Source organism: Terrabacter sp. 2YAF2 (assembly GCF_052114705.1).
In the GTDB taxonomy this organism is placed as follows: domain Bacteria; phylum Actinomycetota; class Actinomycetes; order Actinomycetales; family Dermatophilaceae; genus Terrabacter.
Genome location: NZ_JBFRFG010000003.1, coordinates 59,456 through 85,327, shown reverse-complemented (window position 1 = coordinate 85,327; position 25,872 = coordinate 59,456). Strand labels below are relative to the sequence as shown.

26 protein-coding genes and 1 riboswitch are annotated in these 25,872 nt (G+C 72.6%); of the genes, 4 read left to right on the top strand and 22 right to left on the bottom strand.

Features of this window, described 5'->3' with window-relative positions; translation table 11 throughout:
• Positions 1-9 precede the first annotated feature (9 nt).
• The 15 genes from AB4030_RS04585 to def all read right to left on the bottom strand — a co-directional run bounded on the left by AB4030_RS04585 (position 10) and on the right by def (position 12,311).
• On the bottom strand, positions 10-570 hold the full coding sequence (locus tag AB4030_RS04585) for a flavin reductase family protein (protein ID WP_442278013.1): 561 nt from the start codon (positions 568-570) through the stop codon (positions 10-12).
• Positions 567-1,079, bottom strand: coding sequence for a PH domain-containing protein (locus AB4030_RS04580; protein WP_442278012.1), 513 nt, complete (start codon positions 1,077-1,079; stop codon positions 567-569). The genes AB4030_RS04585 and AB4030_RS04580 overlap by 4 nt, the downstream gene beginning before the upstream one ends.
• A 23-nt stretch (positions 1,080-1,102) precedes the next feature.
• A complete protein-coding gene (gene hisG / locus AB4030_RS04575) occupies positions 1,103-1,948 on the bottom strand; it encodes an ATP phosphoribosyltransferase (RefSeq protein WP_442278011.1) in 846 nt (281 codons plus the stop codon).
• Between the two features lie 14 nt (positions 1,949-1,962).
• The gene (locus AB4030_RS04570) at positions 1,963-2,226 is read right to left on the bottom strand and encodes a phosphoribosyl-ATP diphosphatase (protein ID WP_028785574.1); all 264 of its coding nucleotides are present in this window, start codon (positions 2,224-2,226) and stop codon (positions 1,963-1,965) included.
• 44 nt (positions 2,227-2,270) lie between these two features.
• Positions 2,271-2,741, bottom strand: coding sequence for a 6,7-dimethyl-8-ribityllumazine synthase (ribH, locus tag AB4030_RS04565; RefSeq protein WP_442278010.1), 471 nt, complete (start codon positions 2,739-2,741; stop codon positions 2,271-2,273).
• Complete coding sequence (ribB, locus tag AB4030_RS04560; protein WP_442278009.1) at positions 2,738-3,982, bottom strand: 3,4-dihydroxy-2-butanone-4-phosphate synthase; 1,245 nt, start codon at positions 3,980-3,982, stop codon at positions 2,738-2,740. The genes ribH and ribB overlap by 4 nt, the downstream gene beginning before the upstream one ends.
• Positions 3,979-4,584, bottom strand: a complete 606-nt coding sequence (locus AB4030_RS04555; RefSeq protein ID WP_442278008.1) for a riboflavin synthase — start codon at positions 4,582-4,584, stop codon at positions 3,979-3,981. Before AB4030_RS04555 ends, ribB begins: the two co-directional genes overlap by 4 nt.
• Before the next feature lie 25 nt (positions 4,585-4,609).
• Positions 4,610-5,671, bottom strand: a complete 1,062-nt coding sequence (gene ribD, locus AB4030_RS04550; protein ID WP_442278007.1) for a bifunctional diaminohydroxyphosphoribosylaminopyrimidine deaminase/5-amino-6-(5-phosphoribosylamino)uracil reductase RibD — start codon at positions 5,669-5,671, stop codon at positions 4,610-4,612.
• A gap of 3 nt (positions 5,672-5,674) precedes the next feature.
• Positions 5,675-6,433 (bottom strand): nicotinamide riboside transporter PnuC, encoded by a 759-nt coding sequence (gene pnuC / locus AB4030_RS04545; RefSeq protein ID WP_442278006.1) that lies wholly within the window; start codon positions 6,431-6,433, stop codon positions 5,675-5,677.
• Positions 6,434-6,551: 118 nt separating this feature from the next.
• A riboswitch (FMN riboswitch) is annotated at positions 6,552-6,680 on the bottom strand.
• 119 nt (positions 6,681-6,799) lie between these two features.
• Positions 6,800-7,675 (bottom strand): GNAT family N-acetyltransferase, encoded by an 876-nt coding sequence (locus AB4030_RS04540; protein ID WP_442278005.1) that lies wholly within the window; start codon positions 7,673-7,675, stop codon positions 6,800-6,802.
• Between the two features lie 71 nt (positions 7,676-7,746).
• Positions 7,747-8,403, bottom strand: coding sequence for a ribulose-phosphate 3-epimerase (gene rpe, locus AB4030_RS04535; protein ID WP_442278004.1), 657 nt, complete (start codon positions 8,401-8,403; stop codon positions 7,747-7,749).
• A 29-nt stretch (positions 8,404-8,432) separates the two neighbouring features.
• On the bottom strand, positions 8,433-9,215 hold the full coding sequence (locus AB4030_RS04530; protein WP_442278003.1) for a class I SAM-dependent DNA methyltransferase: 783 nt from the start codon (positions 9,213-9,215) through the stop codon (positions 8,433-8,435).
• A 58-nt stretch (positions 9,216-9,273) separates the two neighbouring features.
• Positions 9,274-10,821 (bottom strand): RsmB/NOP family class I SAM-dependent RNA methyltransferase, encoded by a 1,548-nt coding sequence (locus tag AB4030_RS04525; protein WP_442278002.1) that lies wholly within the window; start codon positions 10,819-10,821, stop codon positions 9,274-9,276.
• Positions 10,814-11,764 (bottom strand): methionyl-tRNA formyltransferase, encoded by a 951-nt coding sequence (gene fmt / locus AB4030_RS04520; protein ID WP_442278001.1) that lies wholly within the window; start codon positions 11,762-11,764, stop codon positions 10,814-10,816. The genes AB4030_RS04525 and fmt overlap by 8 nt, the downstream gene beginning before the upstream one ends.
• 1 nt (position 11,765) lies before the next feature.
• Positions 11,766-12,311 carry a peptide deformylase gene (def, locus tag AB4030_RS04515; RefSeq protein WP_442278000.1) on the bottom strand — a complete coding sequence of 182 codons (546 nt, stop codon included), beginning with the start codon at positions 12,309-12,311 and terminating at the stop codon, positions 11,766-11,768.
• 172 nt (positions 12,312-12,483) lie between these two features.
• Here def and AB4030_RS04510 point away from each other — a divergent pair, with 172 nt between their 5' ends.
• Positions 12,484-13,371 (top strand): hypothetical protein, encoded by an 888-nt coding sequence (locus AB4030_RS04510; RefSeq protein ID WP_442277999.1) that lies wholly within the window; start codon positions 12,484-12,486, stop codon positions 13,369-13,371.
• On the opposite strand, the gene AB4030_RS04505 is transcribed toward AB4030_RS04510, so the two are convergent.
• Together AB4030_RS04505 and AB4030_RS04500 are read right to left on the bottom strand one after the other, a co-directional pair.
• Entirely contained in the window at positions 13,361-14,662 is a 1,302-nt protein-coding gene (locus tag AB4030_RS04505; RefSeq protein WP_442277998.1) for an MFS transporter, read from the bottom strand. The genes AB4030_RS04510 and AB4030_RS04505 overlap by 11 nt on opposite strands.
• A complete protein-coding gene (locus AB4030_RS04500; protein WP_442277997.1) occupies positions 14,659-15,198 on the bottom strand; it encodes an ArsR/SmtB family transcription factor in 540 nt (179 codons plus the stop codon). Before AB4030_RS04500 ends, AB4030_RS04505 begins: the two co-directional genes overlap by 4 nt.
• 117 nt (positions 15,199-15,315) lie before the next feature.
• On the opposite strand from AB4030_RS04500, the gene AB4030_RS04495 reads away from it, so the two are divergent.
• The 3 genes from AB4030_RS04495 to AB4030_RS04485 are packed head-to-tail and all read left to right on the top strand — an operon-like array spanning position 15,316 to position 19,428.
• Positions 15,316-16,353, top strand: a complete 1,038-nt coding sequence (locus AB4030_RS04495; RefSeq protein ID WP_442277996.1) for a methylenetetrahydrofolate reductase C-terminal domain-containing protein — start codon at positions 15,316-15,318, stop codon at positions 16,351-16,353.
• Positions 16,350-17,144 carry a class I SAM-dependent methyltransferase gene (locus AB4030_RS04490; RefSeq protein ID WP_442277995.1) on the top strand — a complete coding sequence of 265 codons (795 nt, stop codon included), beginning with the start codon at positions 16,350-16,352 and terminating at the stop codon, positions 17,142-17,144. The genes AB4030_RS04495 and AB4030_RS04490 overlap by 4 nt, the downstream gene beginning before the upstream one ends.
• 40 nt (positions 17,145-17,184) lie before the next feature.
• The gene (locus AB4030_RS04485; RefSeq protein ID WP_442277994.1) at positions 17,185-19,428 is read left to right on the top strand and encodes an FUSC family protein; all 2,244 of its coding nucleotides are present in this window, start codon (positions 17,185-17,187) and stop codon (positions 19,426-19,428) included.
• A 165-nt stretch (positions 19,429-19,593) separates the two neighbouring features.
• Here AB4030_RS04485 and AB4030_RS04480 read toward each other — a convergent pair whose 3' ends face one another.
• The 5 genes from AB4030_RS04480 to rpoZ all read right to left on the bottom strand — a co-directional run bounded on the left by AB4030_RS04480 (position 19,594) and on the right by rpoZ (position 25,863).
• A complete protein-coding gene (locus AB4030_RS04480; protein WP_442277993.1) occupies positions 19,594-20,877 on the bottom strand; it encodes a saccharopine dehydrogenase family protein in 1,284 nt (427 codons plus the stop codon).
• 43 nt (positions 20,878-20,920) lie between these two features.
• Positions 20,921-22,963 (bottom strand): primosomal protein N', encoded by a 2,043-nt coding sequence (locus AB4030_RS04475; RefSeq protein WP_442277992.1) that lies wholly within the window; start codon positions 22,961-22,963, stop codon positions 20,921-20,923.
• 16 nt (positions 22,964-22,979) lie between these two features.
• Positions 22,980-24,203, bottom strand: a complete 1,224-nt coding sequence (gene metK, locus AB4030_RS04470) for a methionine adenosyltransferase (RefSeq protein WP_442277991.1) — start codon at positions 24,201-24,203, stop codon at positions 22,980-22,982.
• Positions 24,204-24,337: 134 nt separating this feature from the next.
• Positions 24,338-25,573: a bifunctional phosphopantothenoylcysteine decarboxylase/phosphopantothenate--cysteine ligase CoaBC gene (coaBC, locus tag AB4030_RS04465; RefSeq protein WP_442277990.1), complete on the bottom strand. Its 1,236-nt coding sequence runs from the start codon at positions 25,571-25,573 to the stop codon at positions 24,338-24,340.
• Positions 25,574-25,599: 26 nt separating this feature from the next.
• A complete protein-coding gene (gene rpoZ / locus AB4030_RS04460) occupies positions 25,600-25,863 on the bottom strand; it encodes a DNA-directed RNA polymerase subunit omega (protein ID WP_030201887.1) in 264 nt (87 codons plus the stop codon).
• Positions 25,864-25,872: the final 9 nt, after the last annotated feature.

The window sequence follows — 25,872 nt, the reverse complement described above, 5'->3', positions numbered from 1 at the left end:
CGTCGGCGCTCAGCCCCAGTAGTCGTCCATCGCCCGGGCTGCGTCCTCGACGTCCTGGGCGGTCTCCCCGGACGCCGACGCGGTGCGCCGCTCCGTGACCGTCAGGCGCCCGCGGTAGAAGAGCATCGGCCGACCGGACTCGCCGTCCTCGAGGTCGAGCACCCGACCGATGACGACGTCGTGGTCGCCCGCGACGTGGACCTGCTCGACCGAGCAGTGCACCCGCATCAGCACGCCCGGCAGACTCGGGCCACCGTGCACCGACGGCGCCCAGTCCAACCCGTCGAACCGTGCACCGTCGGCCGAGCCGAAGCGTGCGATGAGGTCGCGCTGGTCGTGCCCGAGAACGTTGACGGTGAACCGACCGTGGTCACGCATCCGCGGCCAAGACCGCCCGCGATGGTCGGCACAGAACAGGACCAGCGGCGGGTGCAGCGACACGGACGCGAAGGACTGGCAGGCGAACCCCACCGGAGCGGCTCCGTCCGCGAAACCGGTCACGATGGTCACCCCGGTGGCGAAGTGGCCCAGCGCGTGCCGCATGCGGTCCGGGGTCGGGGCCCCGGTCATGACGGGCCCAGCGGGCGCTCCGGCTCGCTGGCCTCACCGAACGCCTGGATGAGGGCGGCGAGCCGCGAGGCCTCACGGCCCGCCACGGGTCCGTCGGCCTTCTGGATCGCCATGACCGCGACGGAGTCGCCGTCCTCGAGGTCGAGCGTCACCCACGGCTCTCCGCCACCGAACTGGATGCCGACGACCTCCGGCCACGTGAGGGTGCGGGTCAGCATGAGGTTGCGCACGACGATGCCCGCCCGGCTCGGCACCGCGACGATGGAGGCGTAGCGCCAGGCGATGAGGGCGACGGCGACGCCGAGGCCGAAGAACATCAGGCGGTCGCCGACGCCCCAACGTCCGTCGGCCTGGGCCGGCATGACGACCGCGATGACCCCGAAGACGACGAGCGACAACCACGCCACCACCAGCGCCACGGTGCGACCCCGTCGGGGCCGGAAGGGCGCCAGCGCGTCTGGGCCCGAGTCGGCCCCGGGCGCCTGGTGCGACCCGGACGGCGGCGTCATGCTGTTCCTCCCACCGTCGCGGGTCACAGCCGGCAGGCGGCGATGTCGGTGACGAGGATGGCCCGCGCCCCGAGGTCGTAGAGCTCGTCCATGAGCCGGTTGCGTCCCAGCCTCGGCACCATGGCGCGCACGGCGACCCAACCCTCGTCCTGCATCGGCGAGACGGTCGGCGACTCGAGGCCCGGCGTCAGCTCGCAGGCCTTGTCGACGAGGTCCCTGGGGCAGTCGTAGTCGAGCATGACGTACGTCCGAGCCGTGATGACGCCGGCGATGCGTCGCTGGAGCACCTCGATGGCCTGGGCCTCGCCGGGGCGGTCGCCGCGGATGAGCACGGCCTCCGAGCGCAGGATCGGCTCGCCGAACACCTCGAGGCCCTGCTGGCGCAGGGTCGTGCCGGTCTCCACGACGTCGGCGATGCAGTCGGCTACCCCCAGGGTGATGGCGGTCTCGACGGCGCCGTCGAGCCGCACGACCTCGGCGGACAGACCGCGCGAGCTCAGGTCGGCGCGGACGAGACCGGCGTACGACGTCGCGACGCGCTTGCCCGCGATGTCCTCGACCGTGGCCACCTGACCCGGCTTGCCGGCATACCGGAACGTCGAGGCTCCGAAGCCGAGCGCCATGACCTCGACGGCGTCAGAGCCGGAGTCGAGCAGCAGGTCACGGCCGGTCACCCCGGCGTCGACGGTGCCCGAGCCGACGTAGACGGCGATGTCGCGCGGGCGCAGGTAGAAGAACTCGACGTCGTTCTCGGCGTCGGAGACGACGAGCTCCTTGCTGTCACGACGCGTGCGGTAGCCCGCCTCGCGGAGCAGCTCGACGGTGACGTCGGACAGGGAACCCTTGTTGGGCACGGCGATTCGCAGCATGGGGATGAGAGTCCTCAGAGGTGGGAGTAGACGTCGTCGAGCGAGATGCCCTTGGCGAGCATGAGGACCTGCAGATGGTAGAGGAGCTGGCTGATCTCCTCGGCGGCCTCGTCGTTCGACTGGTACTCGGCGGCCATCCACACCTCGGCGGCCTCCTCGACGATCTTCTTCCCGATCGCGTGCACGCCGGCATCGAGCTGCGCGACGGTGCCCGAACCCTCGGGTCGCGTCTGCGCCTTCTCGGCCAGCTCGGCATACAGCTGCTCAAAGCTCTTCACGGTGCCCCAGCCTACGGGCCGTGAACCCCGGGTCCGGACGGTGCTCACGACGTGGCGACGGAGCGGAGTGCCACGACGGTCGCGACTGCCGCCGTCGCGGCCTCGTGCCCCTTGTCCTCGGCCGAGCCGGGCAGCCCTGCGCGGTCGAGCGCCTGCGCCTCGTCGTCGCACGTCAGCACGCCGAACCCGATGGGCGTCGCCGTGCTCACCGACACGTCGGTGATGCCGACCGTCGCCGCCTGGCAGACGTAGTCGAAGTGCGGGGTGCCGCCGCGGATGACGACGCCGAGCGCGACGAGCGCGTCGTAGCGGTCGGCCAACGTCGCGCACGCGACGGGCAGCTCGAACGTGCCGGGCACCCGGACGACGTCGACGGCCGTCACACCGGCGTCGGCGAGGCCGCGCCGGGCCCCGTCGAGCAGTCCGTCCATGACCTGCTGGTGCCAGCTCGCCGCGACGACCGCGACCCGGAGGCCGCTGCCGTCGGTGGTGAGAGTGGGTGCGCCGTCCTTCATGCCGTCTCCTTGCCGCCGTGCCGGTCGTTCGTGACCGGGATGTCATGACCCAGGCGTTCGCGCTTGGTGATGAGGTACTGCTCGTTGTCCTCGCCCATCGGGCCGTGCAGACGCTCGACGGCGACCACGTCGACGCCCAGCTGCCGCAGGGCCGTGACCTTGTTGGGGTTGTTCGTCAGCAGGACGACCTCGGTCGCCCCGAGGTCGTGCAGGATCGCCGCGCCGGCGGCGTACTCCCTCGCGTCGACGGGCAGCCCGAGGGCGGTCTGCGCATCGACGGTGTCGGCCCCGCGGTCCTGCTGGGCGTAGGCGCGCAGCTTGTCGACGAGTCCCACGCCGCGGCCCTCGTGACCGCCGAGGTAGACGACGACGCCGCCCTCGCTGCCGACCCGCGCCAGGGCCGCCTGCAGCTGGGGGCCGCAGTCGCAGCGCAGTGACCCGAAGGCGTCGCCGGTCAGGCACTCGGAGTGCAGACGGGTGAGGACCGGCCCCGCGTGGCGCAGTCCCTGCAGCCCCCGGGGGCTGACGAGGGCGACGTGCTCGTCGCCGGTCAGGGTGTCGCGGTAGCCGTGCGCGGTGAACGTGCCGTGGACCGTCGGGATGCGGGTCGTCGCGAGACGCTCCACCCGGTCGAGGCGCTGGCGGTGGTCGACGAGCTGCTCGATCGTGATGACCGGCAGACCGAACTCGCGCCCGAGCCCGACGACCGCGTCGAACCGCATCATCGTGCCGTCGTCGTGGACGAGCTCGCCGATGACGCCGACGGGCGAGAGACCGGCGAGCCTGGTCAGGTCGACCGCTGCCTCGGTGTGGCCGGGGCGCGTCAGCACGCCTCCGGCGCGGGCGCGCAGCGGCAGGACGTGTCCGGGTCGGATGAGGTCGGCGGGCGTCGAGTCGACGTCGGCGAGCACCTGGACGGTGCGGAGCCGGTCGGCCGCGCTGATCCCCGTCGTGACACCCGTGGCCGCATCGACCGACACGGTGTAGGCGGTGCGCAGCGGGTCGCGGTTGTCGGCGACCATGAGCGGCAGCTCGAGACGGTCGGCGACCTCGTCGGGCATCGGCGCACACAGGTAGCCCGAGGAGTGACGGATCGTCCACGCCATCCAGTCCTCGGTGGCGGTCTCGGCGGCGAGGACGAGGTCGCCCTCGTTCTCGCGGTCCTCGTCGTCGAGGACGAGGACGGGCCGACCCGCCTGGAGCGCTTCGAGCGCCGCCTCGACGGTCGAGAGGGTGGTCATGGCGCGACCTCCTGTCGGTGGGTGAGCAGTCGCTCGACGTACTTGGCGATGACGTCGACCTCGAGGTTCACGACGTCGCCGACTCCCTTGTGTCCCAACGTCGTCAGCTCGAGGGTCGTGGGGATCAGCGAGACGCCGAACGAGTCGTCACCGACATGAGCGACCGTGAGCGACACCCCGTCGACGGTGATCGAGCCCTTCTCGACGACGTATGCCGCCAGGCCGGCCGGGAGCGTGAAGTCGACCGTCTCCCAACGGTCCCCGGGCGTGCGCGCCGTGATGGTGGCGGTGCCGTCGACGTGGCCCTGGACGACGTGGCCGCCGAACCTGCCGTCGGCGGGCATCGCGCGCTCGAGATTGACGCGGTCGCCCGGGGCGAGCGCGCCCAGGCTGCTGCGGGCGAGCGTCTCGGCCATGACGTCGACCGTGAAACCGGTCGCGTCGTGCTCGGTCACGGTGAGGCAGACCCCGTTGACGGAGATGGAGGCGCCGTGCGTCGCGTCACTGACGACGAGGGGTCCGTCGATGCGGAGCACGGCCGAGTCGGTGCCGTGCTCGATGGCGGCGACGATGCCCAGCTCCTCGACGATTCCGGTGAACATGTGTCTCCTCAGGGTCGGCGTGTGCTCACGAGTCCGTGGCGGGGGTGGCTGCGGGGGTTCCGACGCCGGGAGTTCCGACTACGGGGACGGCGTGGATGCGGACGTCTCCCCCGACGACGGCGACGTCCACGAGGTCGAGCCGGCGGACGTCCGAGACGGACCGGATGCCGAGGTCGGCGACGGCGGCGGGGCCGGCGCCGAGCAGGGCCGGTGCGACGTAGGCATAGACGTCGTCGACGAGACCGGCGGAGATGAAGGCCGCTGCCAGCGTCGGGCCGCCCTCGAGCCACACGTCGCGGACTCCCTTGCGCCACAACAGGTCCAGGGCCTCCCACGGGTCTCGCGTCTCGAGGTGGACGAGCGTCCCGGGCGCGTCACGGATCCGCGCTCCGTCCGGGACGTCGCGCTCCCCCATCACCGCACGGAGGGGCTGCCGCGCGGCGAGCTCCCCACCCGGCATACGCACCGTGAGACGGGGGTCGTCGGCAAGGACCGTGCCGGTGCCGACGAGCACGGCGTCACGGGTGGCCCGCAGCAGGTGGACGTCGGCCCGTGCGGCCTCTCCCGTGATCCACTGGCTGGTGCCGTCGGCGGCGGCGCTGCGACCGTCGAGGGTCGTGGCGAGCTTCCACGTGACGAGAGGGCGGCCGAGCGCCACGGTCCGGGCCCACCGCTCGTTGATCGCGGCGGCCTCGTCGGCCAGCACACCCCCCGTGACCTGGACGCCGGCGGCGTGCAGCCGCTCGGCTCCGCCGGAGGCGTCCGGATTGGGGTCCGACTGGGCGAACACGACGCGCGCCACCCCGGACTCGGCCAAGGCGTCCGAACACGGACCGGTGCGCCCCGTGTGCGAGCAGGGTTCGAGCGTGACGAACGCCGTCGCTCCCCTCGCCGCGTCACCCGCCGCGGTCAGGGCCTCGATCTCGGCGTGCGGCGTCCCGGCGCCGTGGTGGAACCCCTCACCGACGACGGTGCCGTCCGGTGCCACGAGCACGCACCCGACGCGCGGGTTGGGGTCCGGCCACGGCCCGGCCGCGGCGAGCTGAAGGGCTCGTCGCATCCAGGCCGCGGCCGCCGTGTTGCCCACGGGTCAGCTCGGCGTGCCGGCCAGCTGGGGCTCGACGTCGCGCTCGTCGACCCGCGACGCCTTGACCCACTGGGTGAAGCCGTAGATGACGAAGAGGCCGTAGAAGGTGTAGAGGACGGCCGTCGGCACGTAGTCGGTCGCGAAGGCGAAGGGCACGCCGATCAGGTCGACAGCGATCCACGCGAGCCAGAACTCGTTCCACCCACGAGCCATGGCATACGTGGCGACGATGGAGCCGACGAAGATCCACGCGTCGCACCAGTAGAACCACCACTGCGGGGTGAAGAACGGGTTCGGCGAGAGGTTCCACAGCCACACGAAGGCCTGGTGGACGACGACGGTGCCGACGAGCCAGAAGACGACGACGCCCACACGTTCGCGGCTCGTGGCCCACCTCGGCGTGATGGCGACGCCGCTCGCGTCCCCGGCGTGGTTGAGCCGGCGTACCTGCGACCAGCGCCACCAGCCATAGATGCTCGTGACGATGAAGAACACCTGGCGGCCCGCCTGGCCGAAGAGCGGGATGCGCTCGTCGGCGCCGAAGACGGCGCCGAGGTAGACGAAGAAGAGCATGATGTTGGCCAGGATCCCGACGGGCCAGGCCCAGACCCACCGGCGCATGCCGAGGTAGGCGGAGGCGAGCCCGATGAGCACGCCGATCAGCTCGAGCCAGTGCAGCTGGTAGGGGCCGATGGGGATGGTGGCGTCGATGGCCTGCTGGAAGACGTTCTTCGTCTGTTCGGCCAGAGCAAGAGCCTGCATGTGGGGTTTCGTCCTTGGTCGTTCGTCGTGGCACGGACGAACTCCGGGGTACCTCCACACGCCCACGCGGTCCGGACCCGGACGGACGATGCCGACGGTCCAAGCCACGACGGCCTGTTTCGTGCTGCCTCCCATCCGGACTTTCACCGTCGGTCCCGGAATTTCACCAGGTCAACCGGCCGCTGGATGCGGTCGGGTCGCGGACTGTAACCGCCGGCTCGGAATTACACCGACCCCGGAGCACGTACAGCCAGTATGCACCCCTGACCGCGCCCCGGGCACACCCCGACCGCGTGACGGGCACCACGAGGGGCCGGCGACCGTCAACGCCCCCGGGCGCGCCCGTTGGTCCGCGGTCTCGCCACGTCAGCCCGGCCGACGGAAGTCGGTGACGGGCGCGAGCCGTCGGAAGCCGGCCGAGGCGTACGTTGCCACGGCGCCGACGTTGCTGCTCGGGGTGCACACGGTCGCGCTGGAGGCGCCCATCTCCCGCAGCGCGGCCGCAGCCGCGAGCGAGATCGCCGCGCCGAACCCGCGACCGCGATGGTCCTGGTGCACGCCGAGTGGTTCGAGCAGGCCGGGCCTTCCCGGGCCCGCCGACCAGACCGTCACGGCGGCGACCGCGGCATGACCGGAGTCGTAGGCGACCAGACACCGCGCCCGCCGGTACGGCGAGGAGGTGGCCATCGTGTGCCAGCGCTCGACGGTGAACGTCGAGTTCGGGAACGCGGCGCGCTGAACCTCGACCCGCTCCTGCGCGTTGGCTGCGTCCGCGACCACGACCCTGAGGCCGCAGTCGTCCACCGCGTCGGTGAGGTCACGCGACAGCGGCGTCCACGACTCGTCCGCGACCCAACCGCTCTCGGTGAGGAGCCGTCGGAAGGCGGTGCCGGACCGAGCCTCGACACTCGCGTCGTCCGCGGCCAGCACGCCACGCTCCGGATCCGACAGGTCGCCGAGCAGCCGCGCCGCGAACGCATCGTCCCGATCGACGATGGGGGCGACCCCCATCCGGACCAGGCCGGCATCCTCCACGAGGCCGACGGCCATGATCTGCCCGTCCCGGCGCCACACCCGGAGGGCTGCGGCGAGGTTCTCCGTCCCCAGTTTCCAGTTCCACCCGAGGTCACCCGGGTGGAGCTGGACCGGCGCCCCTTCGTCCTGCCAGGACGCCAACGCCTCGGCGGCCTCGTCCAGTGAGTCGGCGGTCGCGGTCTCCAGCGTGATGGGCACGGGACCCATCCAAGTGCACTCCCGGACGTCGCCGCACCTGGTTTGCCGGGCTGAGCTGCGCCCCGGGGTCGAACGTCCCGTCAGTGCCGGTGCTGGACCGCGAGCGCCCGCAGCTCGTCGACGGCGGCTGCCGCGTCCGCGGGGCCGTAGACCGCAGAGCCCGCCACGAACACGTCGGCACCCGCGTCTGCGCACTGCTCAATCGTGTCGGCGCTGACGCCGCCGTCGACCTGGATCCAGATCTCCCCGCCGTGCCGCCGCACCGCATCACGGACCTGACGCACCTTGGGCATCTGGTCGGCCATGAAGGACTGACCACCGAAGCCCGGCTCGACGGTCATGACGAGCACCATGTCGAGGTCGGGCAGCAGCTCTTCGTAGGGCCCGAACGCGGTCCCGGGCTTGAGGGCCATCGACGAGCGGGCACCGGCGGCACGCAGCGTCCGCGCCAGGGTCCGGGGGTCGCGCGCGGCCTCGACGTGGAAGGTGACCGACTGGCAGCCGGCCTCGGCGTAGGACGGAGCCCAGCGGTCGGGGTCCTCGATCATGAGGTGGGCGTCGATGGGGATCGGGCTGACCTTCAGCAGGGCCTCGATCACCGGCAGACCGAGCGTGAGGTTGGGGACGAAGTGGGCGTCCATGACGTCGACGTGCGCCCAGTCGGCGTTCGCGATGCGCCCCAGCTCGGCCTCCAGGTTGGCGAAGTCGGCGGACAGGATGCTCGGTGAGATCTGCACGCGCACAGCCTAGTTCCGGGCCCTCGCCGTCAGTCGGCGACCTTCGTCCAGACCGACACGTGGGACTCGGAGTCCGCAGTGAAGGGCGTGCGGTCCCAGTCGGCCCACCGGTCGCGCAGCCGCAGGCCCGCGATCCGCGCCATGAGGTCGAGCTCCGAGGGCCACACGTAGCGGTGCGCGGAGGCCGAGTACGTCGCGAGCCCTCGTCCTCCGTTGCCCTCCAGCGACTCGGTCCGCACGTAGTGGTGCGACACGGAGCGCTGGCTCACGACGTCGACGGTGTCGAAGCCGACGTGCCGCTTCCCGACGTGGAAGGGCACCGCGGTCTGCCCAGGGGGCATTCGCCTCAGCTGGGGCACGAAGACCTCGACGACGAAGGATCCGCCCGGCGCGAGCTGGGCGCCGACCGTGCGGAAGCACTCGACCTGCTCGTCCTGGGTCAGCAGGTTGGTGATGGTGTTGTAGACGAGGTACGCGAGCGTGAAGCCGCTGCCCACCCGCGTCGTCCCCATGTCGCCGATCGTCACCGGCAACCGGTCGCCGCCGGGCTTGCGGCGCAGCTCGGCGACCATCGCCTCGGAGAAGTCGACGCCGTGCACCTCGACGCCGCGGGCGGCGAGCGGCAAGGCGACCCGGCCGGTGCCGATGGCGAGCTCGAGGGCCGGCCCGTCGCCGGCGAGCTCCTGCAGCAGGTCGACGGTGGGTCCCAGCACCTGGGGCTCGAACATGTGCGCCGAGCCGACGTCATACGTGGGCGCCACCTGTTCGTCGAAGGGGTTGGGCTCCAGGTCGTCCATCGCGTATGCCGTCACGGCTCCACCCTGCCCATCGAGCAGTCACGCGCGCGAGCGCTTTTCGGACTGCCTCCGGTCACAGCTTGCGCAACAGGGCGAAGAACATCGCGTCGGTGCCGTGGACGTGCGGCCAGAGCTGGACGTACGGACCCTCGCCGAGGCCCACGAGCTCGTGCCCGTTCGCGTCGACGAAGAGCGGTCGAGCATCGACGAGCTCGACGTCGTTGCGACGCTTGAGGATGTCGGTGACCACGAAGCGTGTCTCGTTGAGGTGCGGGCTGCACGTGGCGTAGCCGACGAGCCCGCCGGACGCGGTCGCGTCGATGCCGGACGCCAGCAGCTCGCGCTGCAGCCCCGCGAGGGCCGCGACGTCACCGGCCGTGCGTCGCCACCGCGCCTCGGGGCGACGACGCAGCGCCCCAAGACCAGTGCACGGAGCGTCGATGAGCACACGGCTGAAACCGCCCGGCTCGACGTCCCCGAGCTCGCGCCCGTCACCGTGACGGACCTTGAGGCTCGTGTCGGCGTCACGGGCGGCCACTCGCGCCGCAGCCAGGGTCTGCCATACGAGATCGGCACGGTGCTCACTGATCTCGTTGGCCACGAAGGGAATCCGACGCTCGATGGCAAGGGCTGCCAGGAGGCCTGCCTTGCCTCCCGGTCCGGCGCACAGGTCGAGCCAGCGCTCGTGCTGCGCCGCGTCACCCTCGACTGCCGCGGCGGCGAGGGCGAGGACCAGCAGCTGCGAACCCTCGTCCTGCACGGCGGCGCGGCCGTCGCGGACCGCAGCGATGGAACCGGGGTCACCCTCGGGCAAGGTCGCCCCGACGGGGCTGAGCCCCGAACGCTCGGCACCGGCATCCTCGAGCTCGTCGAGCGAAACGAGCCCGGGCCGCGCGACGAGCGACACCTTCGCCGCGTCGTTGTCGCTCTCGAGGAGGGCGGTCAATGACTCCTCGACGTCGCCAGGCCCCGCGGCCCCGTGTCCGATGAGCGCAGCCCGGAGGGCCTTGGCGATCCAGACCGGATGCGAGGTGCTCAGGGCGAGTCGCTCGACGGGGTCGTTGACACCTGCGGTGATGAGGTCCGTCCACGCGTCCGGATCCCGCTCGCTGATGCGCCGCATGACGGCGTTGACGAAACCGGCCGCCCCGGCCCCGTTGACCTGCCGGGCCAGGGCCACGGTCTCGTCGACCGCCGCGTGGCTGGGCACGCGCATGCCTAGCAGCTGGTGCGCGCCGAGCCTGAGGGTGTCGAGCACGTTGGCATCGATCTTGTCGACGGGGCGACCTGCAGCAGACGCGATGATCGCATCGTAGAGGCCGGAGAGTCGCGTCGCGCCGTAGACCAGCTCAGTGGCGAACCCGGCGTCTCGGCCGCTGATTCGCTTGTCGCGCAACAGTTTCGGCAGCGCGAGGTTGGCGTAGGCGCCGTCGGCGATCTCACGCATCGCGGTGTAGGCCGCGAGTCGCGGCGCATCGGTCCGACGGGCACGTTCGGCCGGTCGCTGCTCCGAACGGTGTCGGGCTGAGCGTTCACGTGCCGGTGGGCGTTGACGCTCTCCCCGCCGCCCGTCGCCCCGAGAGCCGCCTCCACCTGCGCCGCCTCGTCGCTCGTCACTCATCGCCGACCCGCTCTCCTGCCTCGATGCGCGTGCCACGAGCCCAGTCCGCGGCCGGCATCGGCTTCTTGCCGTGTGCCTGCACCGTGCCGAGACGCACGGCCCCCGTCCCGGTGCCGACGAAGACGGCTTTCTTCGTGACGACGAGGTCCCCGGCGCCCAGTGGCTCGCCGCCCGCCGGGACGTCGCCGGGCGCGGCGACCGTCAGCGGCGACACCTTGAGTCGCTCGCCGCGGAACGTGGTCCAGGCACCGGGTGCCGGGGTGCAGCCCCGCACGAGCCGGTCGACCGCCGTCGCCGGCCGGGTCCACACGATGCGGGCGTCCTCCACCTCGATCTTCGGCGCGAGCGAGACTCCCTCGGACGGCTGCGGCACCGCCACGAGGTCGCCCGACTCGAGCCCGTCGAGGGTGGCGACGAGCAGACCGGCGCCGGCCGTCGACAACCGGGCGAGGAGGTCGCCCGCCGTGTCCGTGGGGCGGATCGTCTCGGTCATGACACCCAGGACGGGCCCGGTGTCGAGGCCTCGCTCGATGACGAAGGTCGATGCGCCGGTCACCTCGTCGCCGGCCATGATCGCGTGCTGGACGGGGGCAGCCCCGCGCCAGGCAGGCAGGAGCGAGAAGTGCAGGTTGATCCAGCCGAGTCGCGGGATCGCCAAAGCGTCGGGCGGGAGGAGGTTGCCGTACGCCACGACGGGACACGCATCGGGCGCGAGCGCCGACAGCGCGCGGAGGAAGTCGGGGTCCTTGGCGCGCGACGGGGTCAGCACCGGCACGCCGAGCTCCTCGGCGCGGCGCCGGACCGGGGAGGCCTCGAGACGCCGGCCGCGGCCCGACGGCGCGTCGGGGCGCGTGACGACGCCGATGAGCTCGTGCTGTGAGGCTGCAACGGCATCAAGGCTGGGCACCGCCGCCTCGGGGGTGCCTGCGAAGACGACTCTCATGTCACATCGCCCGGCCGAAGGTGGAGTGCGGGCTGATCCGCACCTCGGGCGGGTTGTCCGCGAACCACTCGGCCTCGCGGATGGCGCGCATCGCCTCGCGCCGCGCCTCGGGGTCGAGCCGGTCGACGAAGAGGATGCCGTCCAGGTGGTCCGTCTCGTGCTGCACGCAGCGCGCGAGGAGCTCGGTGCCCTCGAGCACGACGGGCTCGCCGTGCATGTCCTGCCCCGTGGCCACGACCGACAGGGCGCGCTTGGTCTCGAACGCCAGGCCCGGGATCGACAGGCACCCCTCAGGGCCGTCCTGCTCGTCGGTCGACAGGTCGAGCACCGGGTTGACGAGGTGGCCGAGCACGCCGTCGACCCAGTAGGTGAAGACGCGCAGTCCGACGCCGATCTGTGGGGCGGCGAGTCCGGCGCCGGGGGCGTCGAGCATGGTGTCCTCGAGGTCCTTGACCAGCACCCGCAGCTGCTTGTCGAAGTCGGTGACCTCGGCGGCTGCGGTGCGCAGGACCGGGTCGCCGAAGAGTCGGATGTCCTTGATCGACACGATGTGAGGTCCTCAGGGGTGGGCGAGCCAGGCACCGCCAATCCTAGGGGGGTGCCGCGCGGCGGCCCGAGCACGAGTCGCCCGAACGCCCTAGAGTCTCTCCAAGCGAGCCGAACAGGATGTTCGTCCCGCCTACCTCAGGGGGGCCCAACCAACCGAGAGCGAGCACCCCATGCGTGACAGCACCGAGCAGCTGATGACGGCCGCGCAGGCAGCGGCCGACCGGTCGCCGCGAGAGCGGAAGCGGCCTGTGGTCCGCGTCCTCATCGCCCTGGTCTCGCTCGCCGCGGTGTTCGTCATCGGCGCCGCTCCGAGCGGTCAGGCCGTGTCGCCCACGACCAAGCACTTCATCACGAACCTTCACGGCTCGACGGCGCCGGCGGCGTTGGGGTTCGACGTCTTCGACACCGGGGCATCGACGGTCGCCTCCCTGCCCAACGGGGTCTCGGGCGTGGTCTGGCTGGGCCAGAAGTGCCCGACCGTGGCTGACGCGGCCTTCCGCGCGACCGTCGACCAGCTCGCCTCCAGCCCCAAGGTCTTCGGCTACTACCTCTCGGACGAGCCCCACGTCTCGGACTGCCCGGGAGGCGCCGCGGCGCTGCGGAGCCGCGCGGACTACATCCGGTCACGAACCGCCGGGAGCCAGAAGTCCTTCATCGTCCTGTCCCGGACGACGGACTACAGCGCGTTCAGCCCGGCGAACAGCCATGTCGACCTCGTCGGCCTCGACCCCTACCCCTGCTCGAACGCGTCGCCGACCTGCCCGGTGCGCAAGATCACCGACAAGGTCGTGGCCGCCCTGGACGCCGGGATCCCCCTGTCGGCGATCGTGCCGGTCTTCCAGGCCTTCGGCCAGGAGCGGCTGTCGGGGGGCTACTACCGACTCCCCACCGCAGCGCAGATGTCCGCCATGCAGGCCGAGTGGCACCGGCTGGTGCCGTCGCCGGTGATGGACTACGCCTACGGGTGGGGCAACCAGTCGTCGTCCAACCCCACCCTGGTCGACTCGGCCGACCTGCAGAAGGTGTTTGCGACGCACAACGGCGTCGTCACTCGCTGACGCCGGGACGGGACAGCTCGGTGGGCTCCTCGGTGGGCTCCCCGGCGGGTTGCTCAGCGCGCTCCTCGACCGTCCGACCCAACTCGCGGACCGACCGTGAGAGCAGCGCGGACAGCGAGATCACGACGTAGACGCCGGCGCTGACGATCATCAGCGTCTCCGTGTCGACGCTCGTCGCCAGCCACCCGTAGAGGAACGTGCCGATGGGGATCGCGACGAAGGACCCCAACGCGTCGTAGCTCGAGACGCGCGACAGCACGGAGATCGGCACGTGCTCGTGCAGCGCGGTGCTCCACCCGACGCCGAAGACCTCGACTGCCGCACCGGCGAGGAAGAACCCGATGGCGACGGGCACCAGGGCGGGGGCCACCCCGAGCAGCACCATGGGCACGGCGAGCACGCAGATGGCGATCATGCCGGCACGCAAGGGGCGCTTGAGGCGCAGTCGCAGCATGACGAGGGTCATGAGCACCGTGCCGACGGCCTCGGCACTCAGCACCAGACCCCAGCCTGCCTCGCCGATGGACTCGGTCGACGCCGCCACGAGCGGCCCGAGCACCCCGATGACCCCGGAGTGGATCGCGTTGGTCAGCCCGAAGACGAGCACGACGACCCACAGCCACTCACGTCGGCGGAACTCGCTCCATCCCTCCCGCAGCTCGCGCACCATCGAGTGGCGCGCTGCGCCCGCCCCGTCCGGGCGACGTGGCAGACCGACGCGGGCGAGACAGACGATGGCGACGGCATACGTCAGCGCGTCGACGGCGAGCGCCCAGCCCGGGCCGACGCTCACGACGAGCACCCCGGCCACGGCGGGCCCGATGATGGAGAGCCCACTGCGGCTGAACGACAGCAGTGCGTTGGCCTGCTGGAGTCGTGACCGGTCGACGACGAGCGGGACGATGCCCATCATCGCCGGCATCGTGAACGCCGACACGGCGCCGTTGACACCCTCGATGACGGTCAGCTGCGTGAGCGTCGCGTTCCCGCCGATGATGAGGTATGCCGCGAGCGCCTGGGTGACGCAGGTGAGCACGTGCGAGACCTGGAGCACGACGATGCGTGAGAAGCGGTCTGCGACGACGCCGCCGACGAGCAGGAAGACCACCATCGTCAGGGTGCGGACGCCCAGCACCTGCGCGAGCGCGCCGGCTGAGGAGTCGATGTGCAGCACGGCGAAGGCGAGCGCCACGGGCACCATCACCGACCCCGCGGTCGAGACCGATCGAGCCGCGAAGTACCACGCGAACCTGCGGTCGGCCAGCGCGCCCAGCGAGTCCTGGACCTTCATCGCGCCGACTTCCTCTCGCCGTCGAGCTGGAACGCCGCGACGGACAGCGCGACGCGGACGGTCTGCTCGGTGCGCGGAGGACGGGCGGATCCATGCAGCAGGGAGCTGGCCTCGACGAGGAGCGCGGTGACCCGGTCCCACACCTCCGGCTCGACCCAGAGCTCGGCGTCGGTGAACTGGCTCCGGCTCCCCTGCCGCCGCTCGGCGAACCGGCGCGGGATCATGTCGGCGAGCACGCGCACGGAGGCGAGACGGTCCTCGTCGCGGGTCGACTCGGGACGCACGGTCGGGGCGTCCCACGGGTGCCGGTACTTCTTGGCCCGCCCGCCGCGGACGGACTCCTCCCCCGCGATCTCCAGGAGACCCGCCGACTCGAGCAGGCGCAGGTGGTAGCTGGCGTTGGCCTGCGTGATGTCGAGCTCGCGGGCGACCTCGGCGGCGCTCAGCTCGGCGCCCGTCAGCAGCGACAGCATCTGCAGGCGCAACGGGTGCGCGGTGGCCCGCAGCTCGCTGATGCGCTCATCCTCCAAAGACATGTTTGGGAGTATGCCGTCTCGCGCGCTCAACCGTCAAGCAACCCTTTGGGGGTCGGCGCCGTGGTCGGTAGCGGCCCAGCAGCCGACCCCGCGCCGGAGGGTGACAGGCTGGGCGGCGTGGAGCTCTCCCAGCAGCGCGTGCCCGGCTGTCCGAAGCGGATGGTCTACGGCCCGTGCGGAGGCGTCCGCCAGGACGGGAGCTGCGAGATGGTGGCGGCCCCGTGCGTGTTCGACGCTCTCCGGACCTTCCCGCAGGACGTGTTCGCCGAGACGGACGCAGCCGCCGCCGGCCGGCCGTCGCAGGCACCGGACGGGTGGCGAGTGCCGACGATCCTGACCGACCTGAGCGTGCCCCCGGCCGACGCCGCCACCCTCCAGGCGACCGCCCGGGTGCTGGCCGGGAGATGCGATGCGCTGCTCGTCGGCGACCACCAGGACCGCATCGACTTCCCGCCCAGCACCCTGGCCCGCCTGATCGCCGAGGCCGGCGCCGTGCCCTGGGTGACGCTGGCCTGCCGCGACCGCAACCGGATCTCGCTCGAGCAGGAGCTCCGGGCCCTCGCGCTCGACCGGCTCGCCACGGTGCTGTGCGTCACCGGGGACGGCCGCGCGTACGACGTGCGGCCGGACGTGACCCAGGCCTTCGACCTGGACGGCACGCGACTGGCTGCACTGGCCGCCTCCTTGGGGCTGCCGGTCGCGGTGGCCGAGACCCCGACCGCCCGGCCCGTGGCGTTGCGGCCCGCCAGGCTGGTGCACAAGCAGCGGGCGGGAGCCCGGGTGGGCGCGCTCAACCACGTGCCGACCGGGGCGCAGCTGCTCGAGTTCCTCGCCTCCGCCCGCGCGGCCGGGCTGCGCATGCCGGTCATCGCCTCGGTCGTCGTTTTCACCGACCAGCGTTCGGCCGACGTGCTGGCCGCCCTGCCGGGACTGGAGATCGCGCTGGAGCGCCGGGAGACCGTGCTGACGGCCGCCGACCCGGTCGAGGCCGGCATCGCCGCCGCGGTGGACGAGTCGGCCCTGCTGCTGGGTATGCCAGGCGTGGCGGGGGTGAACCTCTCCGGCCTCGCGTCGTCCGAGGGCGTGCAGGCCGCCGCCGAGATCCAGGCCGAGATCGGACGTCGAATCCGCGCAACGCAAGGAGCCCAGCAGTGAGCACCTCCCCCGACCCGACGCAGTCCACGGACTCCACCGACTCCATGGATGCCGAGTTCGACACCGTGGCGCTGTGGACCGCCGAGGTCGTCGCTGGCCTTGAGCCGGCGCAGCGCATCCCGGCGGGATGCCGCGGGAGCGGCAGCCCGGGCGCCCTGCACTGGCTGCTCGACCACCTGGAGCCCGAGAGCGACCAGGTCTTCCTCGACTGCGGTGCCGGTGTGGGCGGCCCGGCTGCGTTCGCGGCGCGGGAGACGGGCGTCCGCCCGGTGCTGACCGACCCGGAGCCGGGGGCGTGCCGGGCAGCCCGCTCCCTGTTCGGCCTGCCGGCCCTGCAGGCCGGCACCCAGCTGCCGATCGCGACGGGGGCCGCCGAGCTCGGATGGAGCCTCGGGGTGCTCTGCACGGTGGACGACCAGCCGGCATACCTCGCGGAGATCCGACGAGTGCTGCACCCGAAGGCCCGCTTCGGCCTGATCGTGTACTGCGCCTCCCACGCGGGGGACCTGCGGCTGGAGGCACCGGAGGGCAACGACTTCCCCACCGTCGAGGCGCTCGAGAGCATGCTCGACCGCGCATCGCTGCGGGTGCTGGACAGTGGCTGGACCGACCACTTCGCCGCGTTCCCCGCCGACTGGGAGGACGTGATGGGCACGGTCCAGCGGGAGCTCGAGCTCCGGCACGGTGACGACCCACGCTGGCGGACTGCCGAGGAGCAGTCGGGCCGGATGGGCGCCCTGCTGGCCGCCGGCGAGGTGCGCGGCCGGATGCTGGTGCTGAAGCCGACCTGACCACCGGCACCCCCGGCGTCGTCTGGAATGATCCGCTCTTGTGCACCCCACCCCTGCCCCCGGCTGGTCCAGGGTGCTGCCGCAGCTCGGCGCCGGTCGCCTGAGGACGGGGCTGCGCGACTCCCGCGACCGACTCGTCGCCTCTGACCCCGGGCTCGGACGACTTCGCCAGGGACTCCGGGCGGTGCTCGCTGTCGGCACCACGGTGCTCGTCGAGTCCCGGTATGCCGGTGCGCTGGGTGTGCCTGCCACCATGGCCGTCCTCGTCGGGGCGATCGTGGCCATGCTCGTCTCCACCCTCGTCAGCGAGCCCTCACGGACCGCAACGCTCGGCACGATGGCGGGCGTGCCGCTCGCCGCCTCGGTCGGCGTGACCCTGGGCGTCGTCACCTCCACCCGTCACGTGCTCGGCCTCGTGACCTTCGTCGTGGTCTCCTTCGCGGCGGTCTGGGTGCGCCGGTTCGGCGTGCGGTGGTTCACCTACGGGTTCCTGGCGTGGCAGGGCTTCTTCTTCGCGCTCTTCCTGCACCCACCGCTGAGCGCCTTGCCGTTCCTGCTCGGTGCGGTCGTCGTCGCGTCGATGTGGGTGACGCTGCTGCTGCTGACGGTGCTGCGCGGCAACCCGCGTGTACGCCTGCGCCGGACCGTCGAGGCGCTTCGCGCCCGCGCGCGGGCCGGCATCGCGGCCATGCTCGACGTCCTCGAGGACCCGGACGCGGTCGGTCCCCAACGCCGGCTGCGAACGCAGCTGGTGCAGCTCTCGGAGATCGCGCTGCTCATGGACGGGCAGCTCGCCGACCCGCGCGCCGTTCCCGCAGGGCTGCGGCGAGGGCAGGTGCGTCGGTGGGCCGTCGACATCGAGATCGCCATGGACGAGACAGCCGCCGCGGTGGTCGACCTCGCGCGGCACAAGGACGAGCTGCCGCCCGGGCAGCTGGACGACATCCGCCGTCTGCTCCAGGTCCTGGGGTGGGGTGCCGGCGATCGGGCGCGCCACTGGGTCCGCACTCTCGAGCAGCAGCCCGCGCCACAGCTGCCCGGCCTTCGCCGGCTCACCTGGGCGGCGACGGACCTGCTGCAGCTGGTGGAGCAGTGGGACGCGGGGCGGCTCGACGACCAGGGCGCCGCCCGCTCGGGCAGCGACCCGCTCGACACCGCCGACGCCCCTGATGCCGGCGACGCCGGCCGTGACGACGACGCGAACTTCGAGCCGGTCATCACGCTCTTCGCCGGGAACCTGCCGGGCTCGGCGGCCGTGGCATCCGACATGGTCGAGGAGTCCCGCGGCCAGGGACGGTGGCCCTTCGCGCGTCTCGAGCTGACCACGCGCCAGGCGGTGCAGGCGGCGCTGGCAGCCGCGCTGGCCATCATCGTCGGCGAGGTCATCTCGGCGCAGCGGTACTACTGGGCGGTCATCGCCGCGTTCATCGCCTTCACCGGCGCCTCCAACGCCGGCGAGACGATCCGACGCAGCTTCGCCCGGGTGGCCGGCACCATGGCTGGGCTCGTCGGAGCCATCGGGCTGGCGCACGTGACCACCGGCCACCCGACCGTGGCCGTGGCCGCCTTGTTCGCGTGCATCTTCCTGGCCTTCTACGTCCAGCGGCTGTCGTACGCCGCCATGATCTTCTTCATCACGCTGCTCCTGGGGCAGATGTACACGTTGCTGAACACGTTCACCGACGCCGTCCTCGTGCTGCGCCTGGAGGAGACCGCCGCCGGGGCAGCCATCGGCGTCGCCGTCTCGATCCTCGTGCTGCCGACCGGGACCCGAGCCACGGCCCGTGCGGCCCGGTCCGGTTTCCTGCTCCAGCTCGCCGACCTGCTGGAGGGGTGCGCAGACCACCTGCGAGAAGACCGGGACCGTGACCTCCTGGCCCTCGCGGTCGCTCTGGACGCGTGGGGGCGGCAGGTCGTCAACACGTACCGCTCCGTCGCCCGCGGAGGGCTGGTCGGGGTCGACCGCGGTCGGCTGCGCCACCGGCTCAGCGTGCTCGGCGCGTGCGGGGGGCACGCGCGCGCTCTCGCCGTCGAGGTGGCCGAGTCCGGGATGACCTCGCCCGAGCTGGCCTCGGCCTGCTGCGAGCTGGCGGCACAGGCGCGCAGCCTTGCCGACCTCGCCGCGCTCCCCGCCCCCGCCGAGTCGGGTGCTGCGGTGGTCGAGGCCCGGGAACGCGTGAGCACGTTGGTCGCCGCCCGCGCGGACGACGATCCGCGGACGAGACCGGCCAGCATCGAGATCGGTCGCGTGGCGGACGCACTCACCCTGCTCGCCGCCCCCTGAGCTCGGACGCCATCCCAGCGATCAGGTCGCCGCGTCGGCACCGGAAGCGCCGCGACACTGAGCCATGTGGTGGTTTGTTGCGGGCCATGCCGTGCCGGAGCACGACAACCCGCCACCTGGTCAGTTGCGGAGCCGGAGGCGCAGGCCGACACCGCCCGGCCGGTCCTACCCTTCGCGCTCGACGTCGAAGGTGAACCCCTGCGCGCGCAGTCGCTCGACGAGAACCTCCCCGAGCGCCGTGGCTGGTGTGCAGACCCCGACCCGTCGGGGAAGCCCGTCGTCGAGCGCGAGGGCGAGCGCCGTCTGACCGAGCATGACCGCCGTGCCGCCGTAACCGGGGTCGTAGTCGGCGCCGACCCGGGTGCAGTACCGCGCCCCGGTCGTCGTCGTCGAGCGGATGTCGAGCCGGAAGCGGCCAGCGGCCTGCTTCTCGGGACTCGGGCCCTCGCCGGGCTTGGGCAGGAAACGGTCGATGACCGCACGGGTCGGGCGGTATGCCATGCCGGCCACCACGCCGCCGAGACCCACGGCCATGCCACCGGCCATCACGGGCGACATCGGACCCGAGCCGAAGTCGGTCGCCTCGCGGTAGCGCAGGTCGCGTCCGTAGGACCAGTCGGTCAGCGTGTTGGACAGTCGCACGATGCGGGTGTTGAACGACGCCATGACGAACGGGCCGGTCCACCGGCCCGTGGCCGGGTCCCGGTCGACCGGCACGAGCCGGCGCAGCCGGTCCACGACCCCGGCGACCCCAGCCACCCCGGCGATGCCGCCGGCCGGCCGTCGGCCGGACGCGGGCTCCTCGGAACGCCGGGGGCTGAGCGCATACGGGTCGCCGAGAACCGCCCGGGCTCGGGCGTCGGTACGAGCGGTGATGGCCTGCTGGCGGGCCGAGTCGATGGTTCCACCGGAGAAGCCGCCCTTGAGCGACCGGACGAGGAGCGTCGTCTCGGCCAGGGTGCCCTCCCCGTCGGCGGCGACGCGTCTGGCCGTCGTGAGCACCCCGAGGTCGGACGGGATGGAGTCGAAGCCGCACGCGTGCACGATGGCCGCCCCGGTCTCCCGGGCCCGGGCGTCGAGCTCGTCGAGCGACCACCGGACGAAGAGCACCTCTCCGGTCAGGTCGGCGTAGTGCGTCCCCGACTCCGCGCAGGCGCGAGCGACCTCCTTGCCATGGGTCGCATAGGGACCCACGGTCGTGGCGAGGACACGGGAGCGCGCCGCCAGGCCGCGCAGACCCGGCGCATCGGTCGCGTCGACCGCGACGAGCTCCCACGACGACGCCGTCGGACCCAGCTCGATCCGGAGCGCCTCGAGCTTGGACCGCGAGCGCCCTGCGAGGGCGATCCGCACGCCGGGTCCCGCGTGCTGGGCGAGGTGGGCGGCGGTCAGGGCCCCGACGAAGCCGGTGGCGCCGTAGAGGACGATGTCGAGCTCGCGATCGGGCATGCCGTCACTCTGTCACGGCCACGCCGCAGCCCAGCACCACCCGTCAGAACATGTCGAGCGGGTCGACCCGCACGGCCACGACGTCGGTCTCCTTGCGCGCCGAACGAAACGCCTTGAGCGCGAGCAGGGCCCGCGTCAGCGACTGCGTCTCGGAGGCGGGCACCCGCGCGAGCACGTGGTGGTCCGCGGGGGCTCGCTCGGACTCACCGTCCCCTGGCGGGCGACGCGGCGGCGCTCCGGCGTTCGCGAGCCGCACGGGCCCGAGCACCTGGGCCGCCGCCGGAAGGTCAGCCTGCCCGAGCGCCTCCTCGAGGGCCCGGCGGCTGCCGGTCAGCTGCGCCACGCGTACGGCGGGCGGCAGGCCGAGCTCGCGCCGTTCGGCGAGCTCGCGGGCCGCGAGCCACGCGGGGTCCCACCGCACGAGGGCTTCGACGGCCGGGAGCGCCACGGCCTCGGGGGCGCCGCTCAGCACGACGGCACGCCCCTCCCTCGCGAGGGCGGCAGCCGCCATCCACCGACGCAGCGCCTCGAGGGGTGCATCGAGGGTGGGCAGGTCGAGACTCGCCCAGGCGTCGAGGATCAGCACGCCGGTGTAGCCCCCCTCGGCGACAGGTTCGGCGCCGGGCGTGGCGATGACGAGGGACGGCTCCCGGCCGACGGCGGCGAGCACCTCCCCGGAGCCCGACGTGTGGACCGGGAAGCCCGGGAAGGCACGGCCGATCTCCTCGGCGGTGCGCTTCGCGCCGGTGATCGACGAGCGCAACCGGCGCGACCCGCAGTGGTCGCACTCGAAACCGTGGCCGGCGAGGACCAGGCCGCACCACCGGCACGCCGGGGCCGTGCCCGAGGCCCCGAGGGCCACCGGCCCCTGGCAGCGGGCGCACCGGACCGGCGTGCGGCACTCGGCGCAGCTGAGGGACGGGAGGTAGCCGCGCCGTGGCACCTGGACGAGCACTGGTCCGTCGACGAGGGCGTCCTTGGCCACACGCCACGCGCGGGACGGGATGTGGGCACGGGCGGCCGGTCCGTCGCGCTCCTCGTCGAGGCCCTCGCCCGCGATCGTGACGCGAGGCGCGGCGGCACGCAGGACCGCCGCGTCGGCCTCGACGGGGACGAGCGCCCCCGCCTCGACCTCCACCTGCACCCGCAGGCTGCGCCCGAAGCCGCCGGTGAGCAGCGCGGCGCCCGTCGCGGCCGCCCGCAGGCCGAGGACGACTCCGACGTGGTGGTAGGGGGCGCGGGGTTCGGCGAGCAGGTCGTCGCCGTCGTCCCACCAGGCGACGAGCCCGAGGTCGTGCACCGGGGCGAACGCCGCGGCACGCGTGCCGATGACGACCTTGGCGTGCCCCCGGAGCACCTTGAGCCACGCGGTGTAGCGGGCCTGGGGCCCCTGGTCGGCGGTCAGCCGCACGTGCCGCCCCTTGCCGAGCAGGGCCGTGAGCGCCGCGTCGAGGCGGTCGACGTCGCGGTGGTCCGGGACGACGACGAGCGCGCCACGGCCCGCCGCCAGCGCTGTCACGGCTGCGACGGCCAGGGCCGCGGGCCAGTCGGCGTCACCCGTCCGACCCGGGAGCGCGGCCCACGCCGCCGCAGGTCCCTCGCCCGACGCGACGCGGCGCAGCCACGCCGGACCTGCGGGATAGGCCGCCCACGGGCCCGGCCCGGGCGCCGCCACCTCCTCGACGAGCGGCGCCTCCATGGCCAGGTTGCGCTCTGCGGTGGCGTGGCGCTTCGGCACCGCCAGGCGCAGCACGTCGCTCAGCGTGCCGGCATACCGGTCGGCGACGGCCCGGCACAGAGCCAGCACCTCGGGGGTCAGCACCGGCTCCGCGCTGACGACGCGGCGCAGCGGCGTCAGCCGGCCATCGTGCTGGGGCTGCTCACGGCGCTCGACGACGAAGCCGTCGAGCTCGCGGCCCGAGAAGCGCACCCGCACCCGGGCCCCCGGGACGGCATCGGCGTCGAGCGCGTCGGGGACGGCGTACTCGAAGACGCGGTCGAGGTGCGCGAGCGGGGTCTCCACGACGACGGCAGCGACCGGCCCACGGGCCGGTCGCTGCCTGGTTTCGTCGTTGTCGTCGCCCACGAGGGCGAACCTATCCTCAGCCGGAGACGGCGTTGCGCAGGGCCTCGACGCGGTCGGTGCGCTCCCACGTGAAGGGGTTCTCGACGCCGTCGGCCTTGGTGCGGCCGAAGTGGCCGTAGGCGGCGGTCGGCTTGTAGATCGGGCGCAGCAGGTCGAGCGCGTCGACGATGGCGGCCGGGCGCAGGTCGAAGACGTCGCCGATGGCCTGCTGGATCTTGTCGACGGGCACCGTCTCGGTACCGAAGGTCTCGACGTAGAGGCCGACCGGCTGGGCCTTGCCGATGGCGTACGCGATCTGCACCTCGCAGCGGCGCGCGAGGCCCGCCGCGACGATGTTCTTGGCGACCCAGCGCATCGCGTAGGCGCCCGAGCGGTCGACCTTGCTCGGGTCCTTGCCGGAGAAGGCACCGCCGCCGTGGCGGGCCATGCCGCCGTAGGTGTCGACGATGATCTTGCGGCCCGTCAGACCGGCGTCACCCATCGGGCCGCCGATCTCGAAGCGCCCGGTCGGGTTGATGAGCGCCCGGTAGCTGCTGACGTCGAGGTCGGTGCCGCTCTCGCGGAGCTCGGCGAGCACGGGCTCGATGACGTGGGCACGGATGTCGGGCTCGAGCATGCCGTCGAGCGAGACGTCCGGCGCGTGCTGCGTCGACAGGACGACGGTGTCGAGCGACACGGCCTTGTCGCCCTCGTAGGCGATGGTGACCTGGGTCTTGCCGTCGGGGCGCAGGTAGGCGAGCTCCTCGCTCTTGCGCACCTGGGTCAGCCGCTCGGACAGACGGTGGGCCAGGTGGATCGGCAGCGGCATCAGCTCGGCCGTGTCGTCGCACGCGTAGCCGAACATCAGGCCCTGGTCGCCGGCGCCCTGCTTGTCGAGAAGGTCGCCGACCTCGCCGCTGCGGTGCTCGTGGGCGGTGTCGACGCCCTGGGCGATGTCGGGCGACTGCGCCCCGATGGAGATCGAGACACCGCAGGTGCGCCCGTCGAAGCCCTTCTGCGACCCGTCGTAGCCGACCTCGAGGATGGTCTCCCGCACGATCCTCGGGATCTCGACGTAGGCCGTCGTCGACACCTCACCAGCGACGTGCACGAGCCCGGTCGTGACCATCGTCTCGACCGCGACGCGCGCCTGCGGGTCGTCGGTGAGGAGGGCGTCGAGGATCGAGTCGCTGATCTGGTCGCAGATCTTGTCCGGGTGTCCCTCGGTGACGGACTCGGACGTGAACAGCCGTGCGGACACTTGCTCTCCCTAGCTCGGGTGCGGGGTGGTGTGCGGGTGGTGTGCGGTTCGTATGCGTGCGGCGCGGGTGCTGCGCGGAGCCCGGGCGGGCCTCCCGCGGGGCACGCGCCCGCGTTGGGGCGAGAGTCTAGTGCTCAGTCCAGCAGCGGCGAGATGGTGTCCCACAGCGCGTCCGCCACGGCGTCCTTGGAGGCGGGTCCGACCGTGGTCACCTCGTCGCTGCCGCGGAGCATCAGGTGCACGGTCGTCTCGTCCTTGCCGAAGGTGAGGTCGGTGCCGACCTGGTTGACGACCTGCAGGTCGCTGCCCTTGCGGGCGAACTTCGCGCGGGCGTGGTCCATGACGCTGCCCTGGGCGTCGCCCGTCTCGGCCGCGAAGCTGACGACGAGCGGCTCCCGGCTCCCGCGGGCGTCGCGTGCCGTGACCAGGGCGCGGACGATGTCGGGGTTCTCGACGAGCTCGACCGTCAGACCGCCGTCGGGGTCGGACTTCTTGATCTTGCTCTCGCTCACCGACGCGGGCCGGAAGTCGGCCGGGGCCGCGGCCATGACGACGACGTCAGCGCCGTCGGCGGCCTCCTCGACCGCACGCTGCAGCTCGAGGGTCGTCTCGACCGCTACGACATCGATGCCCTCGGGCACCGGGACCGTCATCGTGGCCGCGACGAGCGTGACCTTGGCCCCACGCTCTGCCGCCGCACGCGCGATGGCCACGCCCTGCTTGCCGGACGAGCGGTTGCCGAGGTAGCGCACCGGGTCGAGCGGCTCGCGGGTGCCGCCGGCGGAGACGACGACGCGCCGGCCCTCGAGATCGCGGGTGGGTGCCGCCGCCGGAGCGGGAGAGCCACCCTCGACGATGGCGAGGCACGCGGCATACAACACCTCGGGCTCGGGGAGGCGGCCGGAGCCGGTGTCCTTGCCCGTGAGGCGGCCCACGGCGGGGTCGATGACGTGCGCACCGCGCGAGCGCAGGGTGGCGACGTTGGCCTGCGTGGCCGGGTGCTCCCACATCTCGGTGTGCATGGCCGGCGCGAACGCCACGGGGCACCGGGCGGTGAGCAGGGTGTTGGTCAGGAGGTCGTCCGCGAGCCCGTGCGCGGCCTTCGCGAGGAGGTCGGCCGTGGCCGGCGCGACGACGACGAGGTCGGCGGACTGGCCGATGCGCACGTGCGGAACCTCGTGGACCGAGGACCACACCTCGGTGCTGACCGGCTTGCCCGACAGGGCAGCCCACGTCGGGGCTCCCACGAACTCGAGCGCCGCCGCGGTGGGCACGACCGTGACGTCGTGCCCGTGCTCGGTGAAGAGCCGGAGCAGCGAGCACGCCTTGTAGGCGGCGATGCCGCCACTCACCCCGAGCACGACGCGCATCGGCTGCTCCGGCCTCTTCGGGGTGCTCAGGCCTCGGTGGGCGTCGAGGTCAGCAGGCCCTCGTTGATCTCGCGCAGCGCGATCGACAGCGGCTTCTCGTGGACCTCGGTCTCGACGAGCGGGCCGACGTAGTCGAGCAGGCCCTCCTGCAGCTGGGAGTAGTAGGCGTTGATCTGGCGCGCGCGCTTGGCGGAGTAGATGACGAGCGCGTACTTCGAGTCGGCAACGGTCAGGAGGTCGTCGATCGGCGGGTTGGTGATGCCGATGGGAGCTGCCTGGGTACCGGACACAGTGATCTC